The sequence below is a fragment of the Neisseria brasiliensis genome (assembly GCF_009671065.1).
Taxonomy (GTDB): Bacteria; Pseudomonadota; Gammaproteobacteria; order Burkholderiales; family Neisseriaceae; genus Neisseria; species Neisseria brasiliensis.
The window spans coordinates 2,506,912-2,519,205 of sequence record NZ_CP046027.1; the positions used below are offsets into that span (position 1 = coordinate 2,506,912).

A 12,294-nucleotide genomic window follows, 5' to 3' on the forward strand; every position below is an offset into this window, starting at 1 on the left:
TCTGTCGTTCAAATAAATCCAAGTATCAAACTGTTGACATTAGAACAGTTTGGCGTAGAATGGAATCTCCTTAATCTCAAGTCTTTGCATAACTGATTTTCCTGGTTATAGCAAAGCATCTTGCTATAACCGTTTCTTTTCCCAGGGACGGTTATGAAGATTCAATTTATCAAATCCCCAAAACTGCCGGCTAAATTGCTGGCTATTTGTCTTTCTGCTACAAAATATCTGGTCTTAAGCGTATCGCTGACTGTTCCGGTGCATACCCATGCCGGAATCGAAAGCGACATGGCCAATATGTTCAACTCCATGGGAGCCGCCACCAATTACACCGAAGCAGGTGCCTTCCACGGACAAAGCGGCAGCCTCTATACCGGCGGCAGTTTCAGTGCCAGAGCGCCGGTATCGAATCTCAGTCTCGGCAATATTCAACTGCCATCAGTTAATGCCGGCTGCGGCGGCATCGACATCTTCGGCGGCTCGTTCTCTTTCGTCAGTAAAGAGGAGTTTATTCAGTTTACCCGCAACTTGGGTAACAATGCTGCCGGTGTCGCATTTGACTTGGCTTTAAAGGCGTTGGATCCGATGATTCAGGATGCCATCAACGGCATTCGCGATCTGGCTCAGTCAGTCAATTCCCATAACATGAATTCCTGCCAAATGGCACAGAGCCTTGTCGGGGGTGTGATGGGTGCTGTTGCAGAGAGCGCCAGTTCAAACTGTCAGGCAGCCGCCGTCAGCTCAGGCAGTGCAGATGATGCTTCAGATGCTTCATGGTTCTGTCGTTACGGTAAGAATTTAGCCAGGGTCTCAAAACAGGCAGCAGGCACTAATTCGCCTCAAGATACCATCAGCTTCACAGGCGGCAATCTCACCTATGAGGCGATGAAAAAACATACGTCCGATATCAAAGATCTGGATTTAGGCAATTTTGATGCTATGGACTTTTATTACAGTATTGCCGGTACAGCTGTTTTCCCAACACCTAAAGAAGACGGTGAGGGTACGGTTAGTGCAGGCGTGCAATCGTTTGCCCCACGGATTACAGGCATCGGAGAGCTGCTCTCCGGCAAAGAAAATTCCGTCGACAAGCAATATGTGACCGTCGATATGTGGACTTGTCGTGACGGCAGTGAACGTAAGAAAGAAATCTGTTCAGAAAAAAATAATGTTCAAATCAAATCCCTGCGCTATATCGTACGGGAACGCTTGAAAGCCATGCCTGCTAAAATTCGCAGCAATGCCAATTGGACAGAACAAGAAGTGAGAGAAGTATCCGTACTGGTGGCCAACAGCAGTCTGCCTATTTTACGCATGGCCGTGGCTGATGCTTTTCTCGGCACCAAGAATTTGGAAAAGACCGCCGTAACCGACACCATCGCCATCGATGTGGCCGCAGGTATTCTTTCTTCAGCCGAACGCCACCTCCGCACAGCTGTCAGCCTGTACAGCAAGACGGACGAAGTCAGCGGTATAGAAGCGAAGAAGATTATGGATAATTTAGCCGAGCTGCGCGGCAAGATTTATGCTGAACGCAATCATGCGCTTGCCAAAATCGAAATCGAACAAAGCATGATGTCTGCTATGGCACAGTCCGACAGCCAATGGCGCAGCCAATTTGTCGATTCTGGCCGTAGTATGGCATTTGACCAAATGAATCGCTTGTAATAGGGGGAGCCATGGCAGTCGAATATTTTACTTTTGCGGGAAACGGCGAGGCGGTTCAAGGTGTATTTAATGCAGTAGCCACACTTTCCTCTTCCAATACCATGACTGGTGCACTCCAAGCCGCTGCACTTTTCGGTTTTTTGGTTACCTTGTTTGTGGCCGTCTATAAAATCGACCTCAAAGACAACTTTGTCTACCTCTTTGTGATTGCCGGTGTGTGGATGGGCATGATGGTACCCAAAACCACTGTACTGATTACCGAAACCGCCGGTCACGGTTTTACCGGCCGCCAATATACCGTCGGCAACGTCCCCATCGGTTTGGCCTATTCGGCCAATATGGTCAGCACCTTTGGTCATCATCTGACCCGCAGGGCAGAGCAAATCTACAATATACCCAACGAACTTAACTACAGCCAAACCGGTGTCTTGTTCGGTGCGCGGCTGATTGAACAGATTCGGGACGTGTCTATTCCTGATGCAACATTAACGCAGGACTGGGCATTGTTTATGAACCAGTGTTCGTTTTTCGATTTGAACCTGTACCATTTCTATACGGTTGAAGATTTGCGCGACAGTGCGGACATCCTGGCGACTTTAGGTAACACCAACCGTGCCATGTTTACCAATGTGTCAAAATTAAAAAGTGGTGCCAATGTCGGCGGGAACTTTGCCAACAGCCGCTTGCAGTATGAGGGCGGCAGCACTTCGATGACTTGCGACAAAGCCTATCAACTGCTCAAAGCACGGACTGAATTCTACTCACAAGGTTATTTGCCTAATTACGTTGCAGATAAAGTATTTGCCGGATTAGGTACATCAACCGCACCCAATAAAGCTACTGCATTGGCCACACTCGGTAACAATTCATTCCAATACCTGCTCAACAATGCCCGTGTCGATACCTTGAAAAACATCGAGCAGTCAGCCATGGTGGAAATCATCCGTCAAAGCACGATAATCAACGGTCAGCGCAACAACCATGCTGCCCGTGTTCAGGAAGTGTTTGCCTTTACCCAGGCACGTAACCAGTATATTACCGCCCAAAAAACCGGCGGACTTATGGCGAGCAAAAACCTGCCGGTGGTGCGCTCTGTGGCCGAAGCGGTACTGATTGGGATTTTTCCGTTTGTGGTGATTTTGGCACTTCTGGCCGGGATTGCGGCATTCAAGTTGATCATGTTCTATGTGATGGCACTGTTTTGGATTCAGTTGTGGGCACCGGTGGCCAGTATCATCAATTTTGTGCTGACCATTCATACACGCCGTCTGTTTAATGCCGAAACAGCCGTCGGCATGATTACCCCTGGCTCCGGCGATGGCCTGTTGATGGCTGCGGCTGATGCCCAAGCAGCGGCGGCTGGTGCAATGTGGCTGGTTCCAGTTATTTCCGGCGCATTGGTTATGGGCGGACGCACCTTGCTGGGCGCACTGACCGGCATGGCCACTGCGGCGAAGTCCGGTGCGGAATCGGCCGGTTCACAAGCAGGTACGGGCAATTTTGCCGCCGGCAATATGAATTACAACAATGCCAACGCCAATAAATACTCACTCAACCCGGTATATACCGATCCGCAGATGACGACCGCGCATTCGGCGGCCGGTACCTCTTGGATGAATGCAGCCAGCGGAACCAGCCGCTATCAGGCACGCAACAGCAGTTTGGCCGTATCGTCACAATCGCAAATCAGCGAATCGGAAAACTACGGCCGCATGGCTGACCGCGCAGAAACAGCGGCCAGACAACATCAGGCGGCCTATCAGGAAAGCATGGCTTTGGGGCAGGCGCAAACCTTGGCTTGGGCCGGGAAACACAGCTTTGGACAGAGTGCGGATTCGGGTTACGGTATGGGCTTGGATGCGGCGCAATCTCAGAAAATGTCGTGGACTCAGGAGCAGGCTCAGAACCTTGCCCAGAAGCATTCTTATTCAAATTCCTCAGCTATCCAATCTGCTTTAACCGCAAGTTTAGGGATTGGAATGGATTCACAACAGCTAGACAAATTGACAGGATCTATGTCAAAAGGCATGAAAGGTCTAGATCAATTAGGCCGCCAATCTGGAGTTGAAGCCTCTATTGCACGCATAATATCCAATACGTTGAAAGGTAATGTTCAAGGGGGATGGAAAGGAGACGCTATTAACAAAGACGCTCTCGTTGCAGACATCGGTAAATCAATCTCTGCTGGTCACAAGGAAGGCATTACCTTCGACAGCAGCTTTACCGACAAAGTCAGCAGCTCTGCGGCCTATAAAAACTCACTGTCCTCCGGAGACGAACTGGCGCAAGGCGCAAGTGCCAGCATACAGCGTGCGCAGCAGGCCAGCCGTTCGGCTACCGACAGCTTCAACGAGGCTCAAAGCTACCGTGAGCAGGCTCAGCGCACTTACGGCAACGGTAAAACCGTCACCTACGACAATACTAACGACCTGATTGCGAATAATCCGGATCTGACCCTGTCTCAGCTAAACAGCGGTGAGGGTAATACCTTTCAGACGGCCATCTCTACGGCCGACCGTCGCAGCGCTCAGATGGATGTCGCCGCACAAACGGCAGGCTGGAAATCGGATGGCGGACTCACCCCTGATAGCCGTCCGCAGAACACAGTTGATTCTTCGTATCAGAGCAATGTTGCTTCGGTGGCCGGTGCCTCCCAGGCCGCATTTGAGGGCGTGCGCGAGCGTGCCGCCCGCAGCGGGATTCGCGCGGATTCGGTGGATGCGGCCATCAGCAAACGCGGCCTCGACTATGAGCAGGATTTCAATCAAGCCAGAAGTGGTGTCGACAGCGATGTGGCTCAAAGCGGTCATCGCTATGACAGCCGTGTCGATGATTTGGCCAATCGGGCACGAAAAGCGGACGAAAACAGCAATGGCATGATGATGGAGCTGAATTCTCATGTTTTGCCGTGGAATGCCGGTGGTGAGCGGCGTGAACAGGTGATGCAGGATGTCCGCGATGGTAAAGGCCCTCTCGGTTCCGGTGCCAATCAAACCGAAGCTCATTTGGGCAGAAACCCGAATCTGGCCAATGATCTGAAACAGCGCCCGGGCAGCGGATCCCGCACCTTCCGCCCAAAGCAGTAGCCCCGACCGATGGTTATCGGGGCAACGGGGCAAAATCATACGGCAGCGGCAAAGAAACGCTGGGGCCGCTTTTACCCGGTGCGCATACGATTATCAGTCCGTTTGGTAAGCGGGTGCATCCGATTTTAAAAACAGTGAAAGAACATAAAGGTGAAGATTATCGCGGTACTGTCGGCACACCATTATTAGCACCTTTTAGCGGTCGGGTCGTGGAGAGTCGTTACCAGGCAAAAACTGTAATTCGAAACGGTCGTAAAGTAACTGTAGGATGGGGGCATACTGTAGTGATCCAAGCTTCAAATGGGGTTCGCTATCGTGCTTCTCATATGAAGGGAGCCAGCCCTTTACGATATGGTGACTCTGTTGCTAAAGGTCAAAAGATTGGCCAACTTGGTGCCAGTGGCGGCGTGACAGGACCACATCTGGATGCCATGCTTTACACGCCGTCAGGTAATGTGCTTCCGGTCAGTGCGTGGCGTGGTAAAACGTTAAATGAAATTGCAAGATCTAAATAGAAAGGAAGTAGAATGAGTATTGCCCATATCATTATTGAAATCGAAGAGTCAGATGATTTAAGCGACTGCGCTGTCCGCCTGAGTTTCAGCGGCGGTACCGAGCTTCAGAGCGAGGAGGGGAAGACAGCGTTTTACAAGAGCTTGGCTGCGGTCGAACAGGCTTTGGAAAGCTCCGAATAAATTAAAGGCAGCTTTTAGCTGCCTTTAATTTATTCATTGTTAACAGAGTACCACATATTGCAAGGGTCATCATATAAGTGAAGATCGAGTGAATCATCGACTTTGTGCTCATTTTGTTCTTGTTCCTCAAAAAATTCATCCCATTGAAAAATATTGGATTTATTCGCATCATCATCAGTATCAAACCAAATATTTCCGGGGCGGTGGGAAAATGCCGGATCGTGAACAAAATCCCATTGTTCCTCCCATGTGTATGCTTCTTGGTTTGAGACAGGTGTGCCGGTAAAAGTAGGCATAAAAAATTTATGGCGAGTAGCAGGGGCAGGCCAAACAGCCCAGCACACCGCAGTCAGCAATGGTGCGAACAGCACACCAACACCCCAGTTGGTGTCGTCGGTAAACGCAGCCCAGGAAACATCCTTACCCGCCACCATGGAGAGCAGGGTGGCGATGCCGAACATCACAACGAGTATGGCGGTCCATTTGATGAATTTTTTCATGATGTCTCCTTTCGCTCTATTTTCGCCTAGTTGAGTCTGCCGACAAACAGTATATTCAGTATTTTACGGACAATCCCAGCCAGTTTGGGTCGGGTTTCCAAAAAATCTGCAACCGGCGGAGATTAGCGGTAGTATAAGTTAACGAATTTTCTGCCGTAGCGGGAAGTCAGCAGCTTTTCATCACGGAAACGGCGTAACACCAAAACTTCGGGGGCATCGTAGCTGCCATATACTGCAGTGGCGATAAAACAGCCGGATTTTTTGACAGTCGAGTGGTTTGAAGTAATGTTGATGTTTTGATAGTTCCTCCTATCTTTGTCTGAATAGGGTGCTTTTTGCAGCAGTTTGACTTCTTTAGCCACTTCACCACGGGCGTTTTGAGTAGGAGTGAATTCTACAATATCGCCGCTGCGGATAGGCAAATCATCCAAACGGTAAAAATATTCTTCACCATCATCGCCGATAATGTAGCCGCTACCTTTATTGGCGTTGAACCATTTTACTTTGCCTTTCATTGCACTATTCTCCTTAATTGACGTAAGCCCCCTCGGATACGCTATTTCACTGTTTCGTTCAATAATGCCTGCCAATCTGATGGTGGATTGCCACTTTCGAGCATTTTTTTAAATACCGCATAAGCATCATTTTTGCTGCCGTAGGTCCGTTTCGTATCCGAATCGTTTATCCAGGCAAGAATAATGATTTTACTGGTCGAGTCGTATCGGAAGAATAACCTGTACCTTCCCATAATCTTTGCCCGCCGCCAATGCTTATATTCACTACCCATAGTCTGACCCAGACGGTATTTTTTATTGTCGGGCGCTTGAGCAATGGCATCTATTTCATCAAGTATCCGCTTCAGAAGCTTTGCTTCATCTGATTTTTCGGTTTTTCCAGCCTTTTTTTGGCTCTCTACTTGCTCAGCAAGGGCTTCCATCTGCTGAATAAAACACTCGTGTTCATAAATGGCATAGCCATTTATTTTCATCTGCTCGTCAGGCATCTTGTTCCTCTATTACGTTAATCTCCGGCCAGTTGACGATAGCGGGCATAACGGGAAGAGGAAGCAGGACGAATCGATTCGGGGGCATCTTGCATGGATTGCTCCAAAAAGCTCAGAAATTTATGGACAACAGGGTCGTTGTCACATTCTTCTTCATCAATCACGTCTTTTTCAAGCAGCACCTGACCGCCTTCCAATACTGAAAAACGGAGCTTGTCCTGCTTCTCCAATCCCAATGCTTTGCGCACTGATTCCGGAATGGTTGTTTGGTTTTTACTGGTCATGGTTGACACAGCATTCAAGATAATGTTCATATTAATTTCTACTCCCTGCCTATAACATAACGCTTCACAATATCAACTCATGGTGTGAATGCGCCTTTACAATCGGCATCAGGGATTCAGATATCCTGATAAATGAAAGATAATGTTAGCAACACACTATTGCTAATGCTTATTGTAAGGAAATCCCCTTACCTTGTCAAGAGCATGATTTTGAAAAGAGCAATTATGTGAGCTTACAAAAAAACTGACTATGATTTGCCACCAATAACGAAAACAGGACGCAAAAAGCCTGTCGTACCGCCATAAGCCGGGCATGTTTTCTTTCCCGCAGATGGGGTACATCCAATTGAACCATCAGCCTTGATTTGAACGGTTGCAAATGTCGGCGAAAATCTGGCTTTCAGAATCTCCATGACAGCCGGCGCAATTAAAACAACAGCGCCTTGGTCCGTAATAAATTTTGCTGCCGACATTGATTCTTCGATTGAATCATTTTTCAGGCCTCGCACCATAACGATGGCTTTTTTCTCAAATGCCTGATGGCCGATATCCTCCAGATCAGACGTTTTCTTCATGTCGAGAGATGCAAGAATATACATATCTTCAGCCGAACCATCAGGACGGATGGTTCCGGCACGGTTTTGTTGGCGGTATGCCTTAAAATCCTCTATAGTGAAGGCTTTAAAAGCAGACACTTCCGGAAGAATCTGTACTGCCTGGCCATCTTTGGCCAATCGGATGTAATCAGCCAATTTAGGGTATTGGTTTGGATCCAATTCACGAAAATCAGTATCACGAATTTTCCAAGATTGACCAACCGAAGCATATTTACCATAGGCGAGAGCATTACCGACCGTGGAACCAATGACATTGGCCGCAATGGAGAGGCCTGTTTCGGCACAGCCGGACAGTGTTAATGTAGCAGCCAAAAGGCAAGTATAGATTTTTGTTTTCATGATTTAGCTTCACCTTTGATAGTTTTTGTTTCTATTATTCGTAGTGGTAACGACAGGATACCACATAAATATGACCATCCTCAGGCAGATAAACCAACCGGTGTTCCCTGTCTATACGGCGCGACCAGTACCCGGTCAAATTTCCCTTTAAAGGTTCGGGTTTCCCTTTGCCTTTAAAAGGGTTTCGTCTGCATTCATCCAGAAGATCGATAATAGTTTCGTATTTATCCTGATTTTGCTTATACCAGTATTGCAAATCACCCCAAGACTTGTCTGTCCAGCATAGCAGCCTTTGCTTGGCTTCTGTTTTATTCTGCTGCTTCTGTTTGGACATTAGGTAAATCCCGTACAAATGTTTTGCCTGCTTTGACGGCTTCAATGGACTCATATAAGTGTGCTGCGTTTGCAGGAGACTTAAGCAAATATAAGGTTTCTTCCATGCTGTTATAGTCATCTAACGACATCATAACAACATGTTCTCCTTGTCGCCGCGTAATAATAGCAGGACTGTGGTTATGACATACGTCGTCCATGACTTGCTTTAATGATCCCCTTGCCTCAGAGTAACTCAATACAGTAGCTGACATATCAATTCCTTCCTATTTCGATAGGACTTCATTGTACAGGATTTTGTACTAAACAGAAATAAGAAAGAGAAGTTAATTTTAAATTCAAAGGGTAAAATTTCGATTTCTGCTATTTGAACCACCATCTCCAAAACGGCTGTTTACTACTTTGTTTCTCCTCAGTCTGTTTTTCAGACGGCCTGATTTCTTGAATGCTGCGCAATCGGTCGAGGTATTCGGCATTTTCCCTGTTTAAACGGGTGTTATCCGCCAACAAAATGTTGATTTGTTCGGCTGCGTGGTGATGCTGGGCTTCAAGTTCCCTAATCTGCGCCTCGGCAGCATGAAGCTGACCATATAAATCTTGCCCATTCCGGAAGGCCATTGATTCAGGGTAGTTGAACAACACACCCACAATCTGCTTTTTAAACGCATTCGCAATTTTACGGCAATGGTTGCTTATCCGTTCTTCAGTCTCCTCAACATCCAAGTCGACCAGCTCTTCCTCATCGATATAGAAGAAGCTTCCCGGCCTGATAGCAATTTGAAACACCGGGATTCCGGCAGCTTCTAAGTCGCGGCACTTCGCATGGTTGGCAGCCAGTCCGCTGGTATGAAAAAACTCAAACGCTATTCGGCCGCCCCAGCGGCATTCTTCAGAGAGCAGCCATTCGCCCGCTTCAGGTTGGATGAAACGGCAAAAGGTGTCGATGATATATTTTCGCCCATTGGCCGTTATTTCGTGTTCGCACACACCGGAAACCAAAGTCAACGGGATAGGGCGCTGTTGTTCGGTTTTATAAGTGGCTTTAAGTAATGTGGGCAATCCCTCGTTGGCCAGCTGCGTCAATACCGTTTTACAGAGTGTATGTGTTAATGATTCCGGCGCGGTATGACCATTCGGATGCCGGTTACCTTTATAAGCAAAAAAATGCCTGCTGCCGCGCCGGTTGACATACATTTCCAAGCGATGCCCCGGACTGTGGCGGCTGTACACAGTGGTCAAATTGAGAGATTTGGCGGCCAGTGGGGTAATGGTTTCAAAGCCGTCGGAGGAAGCGTAGGCGAGTAATTTCATGGCCGGCTGAGAGGGGGGGGTGGTTAGCATTATTATAATCAGATCGAGCTGGATAAAATACCCAAACAAATTCAATTTGATAACTGTCGCCCATTGGTTGACGAATCCCCGATAACTGCACCTGCTTGGAGGTAGTTGCAGTTATCGGGGATTACCGGTTCAGGCTAAATTTGAGTAACCAGTTTTCTCACTACCGACATGGGGACAAACAATTTGCTCCCTTCCAAATCTCCCAAAGGATTGAAAAAATTGAAGCTATCGTAAAATTTACGGGCATCTTCATCTAAGACATCAAGAATCACTGCATAAGTCGGTAAACCGTTATCAGATGTATCTAATGCCTTTTTTAGAGCTGCCAGCAGTAGCTTTCTGCCAATTCCTTTACCTTGGTGTAAGCTGGAAACAGCTAGGCGAGCCAGTAAGGTAACGGGAGTTGGGTATTGAGGGAGTTCCAGAGATTTTAACTCTGAGGAGTTAATGGATTGCACTGATAATGTGAAATACCCGGCAATTTCTGATTTTTCCGTAGTGTGTAGCTTTGGAAAAGCTTCTAATTGATCCGGTTCTTTCTCTAAGGCTACCCATGTCCGGCTGATTCCCAATTTGGCATTTCGTTCCGCATATTGTCGTATGTAGGCATCCATAATCGGTTTTCCACAGCTGAATTTTCAAACATGATGTCTACTTTTATCTAGTTGTTCAAAAATTAACGCCATTTGGTGTCTTCTTGATCCATTGCGCGTCCAACAGCAATCAGCTTGTCAGATAACGGCCAATCATCGGTTGCTTCAATATTGCAGGCCCTAATAAATTCTTCGTATTGTAGGTTTGTCAAAACAATCTTTTGCTGTTCCTCAAGAATCTGGGGAGCATCTTTGCGGATGAGGTTGTAAATATAGCTACTGAGGCTTTGTCCGCTGGCGGCTGCAGCACGCTCAGCAAGAAGCTTGGTCTCTTTGTCAATTTTCATGTCAAGACGGCTCATTTCCAATGATAAATTCGCCATAATTGTTTACCTCTTGTTTTGAATATTTGAGTCTCCTGTATTTGAGTCTCCTGTATTCTAGCATAAATCTTCAGGTACGGAAGTTTTCCGTACCTGAAGATTTATGCTACATTGCACCATGAACTGATGCTTGATTATTTGTTGATTTATAATAACTTTCCTTGAGGATTGGGTAAAATGAAGTCATCTTTTTTGATTCTGCCGCTTCTCTTTATGGATTTATTTTTACCTATAATGATGATTTCTTTTTCTTTTCTCAGCTCATCTAGTGCTTCCCCATAAATATTCAATGTGGCAGGTGACTGATTACAAGTATTTGAAAAGAAATCTTCTAGTTTCATACCGTTATTATTAGCATAAATCAATCTGGGCATTTCTTCCATGAGTTGTTGGATGCTGGACCTCTTTGCAATATCGTCAAACTCAAAACCTAAGGCTGTTTGTCCTGAGAAATGATGGTCGTTTCCAGGGGTATAGCCTACTAAATTAAACATATTCATACCCGCATCACCATAATGGATGAAATTATTTTGATGTTTCCAGTGAACTTCAGTCATAACATCACGAGCTCTATAGTGGCTTGACATATGAATTAGCCAGTAGTCACCGTGTCCTCCTGTATTGCGGATAAAAAAGGTTGTGTAGAATTTTGCACCACATGCCTTAACCAGATTTTCATGTAAAACACTTTGAATAAAAAAACGCCAATCTTTCTTGTGCTTTTTGAGTTCATTTAACCCGATGCTTTTAAAGGCATCTGGCACGATGATGCCAATTTTTTTCAGTAGGCGATCGGTAGTGTCTGAATCGCTGGCAAAATTAATTAAAGAGTCTATATTGAATGTCAGAATAACTTCCGCTTTGGGTAATTTATGGAAAATATTTCGAATTAAACCTGTCGGAACATCAGAATAACCATATTGATCTAAGATAAAAATTGAACGGCCATTTCTTGGACTTTTTTTATTTACAAAATTAACAATATCGTTGACACGATTATGGAAATTTTCATTTTCAACATGGATTTTACTGTTAGGAGTTATGTCGTAACCCTGAAATTGTAAAGTTCTCAATAGGTGATTGTAAGTGTCTTTATTTTCCTCAATAAAGAAATAATCAATATCTAAGACTAGCTTATTGGTGCGATTCTGATTCAGGGTGAATTCCGCCTCTCTGACTGATTCAAGACATACTAATGGTGAGCCGTGTATGACTTCCTTAGTATCCTTATGGTGGTAAAGTCCGCCTCCTGCAAAACCGTCAACAATAGTCAGCTTTAGTTCCTTTCTTCTCCGGCTGCTAGTCAGCGTTTTAAAATATTCAAGTAGATAAGCCCTTAAAACATTTAATTTTGCAACACTGTGCTGTTGTATTTCTGCCGGACCATGACTCCAGCTATATGGACGGTAAGACATTGGGTGTTCCTTTGTATTTTTATGTTTATATCAAAAT

The 12,294-nt window shown here is 46.1% G+C and carries 15 protein-coding genes; 4 read left to right on the forward strand and 11 right to left on the reverse strand.

What is annotated here, in order from left to right; genetic code table 11:
* The first annotated feature begins 153 nt into the window (after positions 1-153).
* The 4 genes from GJV52_RS12540 to GJV52_RS13140 all read left to right on the forward strand — a co-directional run bounded on the left by GJV52_RS12540 (position 154) and on the right by GJV52_RS13140 (position 5,449).
* Positions 154-1,668, forward strand: a complete 1,515-nt coding sequence (locus tag GJV52_RS12540) for a conjugal transfer protein TraH (RefSeq protein WP_100562729.1) — start codon at positions 154-156, stop codon at positions 1,666-1,668.
* 11 nt (positions 1,669-1,679) lie between these two features.
* Positions 1,680-4,754, forward strand: a complete 3,075-nt coding sequence (locus GJV52_RS12545; RefSeq protein ID WP_100562727.1) for a conjugal transfer protein TraG N-terminal domain-containing protein — start codon at positions 1,680-1,682, stop codon at positions 4,752-4,754.
* A 113-nt stretch (positions 4,755-4,867) separates the two neighbouring features.
* On the forward strand, positions 4,868-5,269 hold the full coding sequence (locus tag GJV52_RS12550) for a M23 family metallopeptidase (protein WP_229439436.1): 402 nt from the start codon (positions 4,868-4,870) through the stop codon (positions 5,267-5,269).
* A 12-nt stretch (positions 5,270-5,281) separates the two neighbouring features.
* Positions 5,282-5,449, forward strand: a complete 168-nt coding sequence (locus GJV52_RS13140; protein ID WP_195690048.1) for a hypothetical protein — start codon at positions 5,282-5,284, stop codon at positions 5,447-5,449.
* Positions 5,450-5,478: 29 nt separating this feature from the next.
* Here GJV52_RS13140 and GJV52_RS12555 read toward each other — a convergent pair whose 3' ends face one another.
* The 11 genes from GJV52_RS12555 to GJV52_RS12605 all read right to left on the reverse strand — a co-directional run bounded on the left by GJV52_RS12555 (position 5,479) and on the right by GJV52_RS12605 (position 12,257).
* Positions 5,479-5,949, reverse strand: coding sequence for a hypothetical protein (locus GJV52_RS12555; RefSeq protein WP_100562723.1), 471 nt, complete (start codon positions 5,947-5,949; stop codon positions 5,479-5,481).
* Between the two features lie 122 nt (positions 5,950-6,071).
* Positions 6,072-6,464: a cold-shock protein gene (locus GJV52_RS12560; RefSeq protein ID WP_100562721.1), complete on the reverse strand. Its 393-nt coding sequence runs from the start codon at positions 6,462-6,464 to the stop codon at positions 6,072-6,074.
* Between the two features lie 41 nt (positions 6,465-6,505).
* Positions 6,506-6,952, reverse strand: a complete 447-nt coding sequence (locus GJV52_RS12565; protein ID WP_100562719.1) for a type II toxin-antitoxin system YhaV family toxin — start codon at positions 6,950-6,952, stop codon at positions 6,506-6,508.
* A 17-nt stretch (positions 6,953-6,969) separates the two neighbouring features.
* A complete protein-coding gene (locus tag GJV52_RS12570; protein ID WP_100562717.1) occupies positions 6,970-7,266 on the reverse strand; it encodes a type II toxin-antitoxin system PrlF family antitoxin in 297 nt (98 codons plus the stop codon).
* Positions 7,267-7,484: 218 nt separating this feature from the next.
* Positions 7,485-8,192: a hypothetical protein gene (locus tag GJV52_RS12575; protein ID WP_100562715.1), complete on the reverse strand. Its 708-nt coding sequence runs from the start codon at positions 8,190-8,192 to the stop codon at positions 7,485-7,487.
* 34 nt (positions 8,193-8,226) lie between these two features.
* Positions 8,227-8,526 carry a Txe/YoeB family addiction module toxin gene (locus tag GJV52_RS12580; protein WP_100562712.1) on the reverse strand — a complete coding sequence of 100 codons (300 nt, stop codon included), beginning with the start codon at positions 8,524-8,526 and terminating at the stop codon, positions 8,227-8,229.
* Positions 8,501-8,779 carry a type II toxin-antitoxin system Phd/YefM family antitoxin gene (locus tag GJV52_RS12585; protein ID WP_100562710.1) on the reverse strand — a complete coding sequence of 93 codons (279 nt, stop codon included), beginning with the start codon at positions 8,777-8,779 and terminating at the stop codon, positions 8,501-8,503. The genes GJV52_RS12580 and GJV52_RS12585 overlap by 26 nt, the downstream gene beginning before the upstream one ends.
* A 109-nt stretch (positions 8,780-8,888) precedes the next feature.
* The gene (locus GJV52_RS12590; protein WP_100562708.1) at positions 8,889-9,836 is read right to left on the reverse strand and encodes a hypothetical protein; all 948 of its coding nucleotides are present in this window, start codon (positions 9,834-9,836) and stop codon (positions 8,889-8,891) included.
* A gap of 164 nt (positions 9,837-10,000) precedes the next feature.
* Positions 10,001-10,480, reverse strand: coding sequence for a GNAT family N-acetyltransferase (locus GJV52_RS12595; protein WP_229439438.1), 480 nt, complete (start codon positions 10,478-10,480; stop codon positions 10,001-10,003).
* 62 nt (positions 10,481-10,542) lie between these two features.
* The gene (locus GJV52_RS12600) at positions 10,543-10,842 is read right to left on the reverse strand and encodes a type II toxin-antitoxin system TacA family antitoxin (RefSeq protein ID WP_229439440.1); all 300 of its coding nucleotides are present in this window, start codon (positions 10,840-10,842) and stop codon (positions 10,543-10,545) included.
* Between the two features lie 146 nt (positions 10,843-10,988).
* The gene (locus tag GJV52_RS12605) at positions 10,989-12,257 is read right to left on the reverse strand and encodes a three-Cys-motif partner protein TcmP (RefSeq protein WP_100562703.1); all 1,269 of its coding nucleotides are present in this window, start codon (positions 12,255-12,257) and stop codon (positions 10,989-10,991) included.
* Positions 12,258-12,294 lie beyond the last annotated feature (37 nt).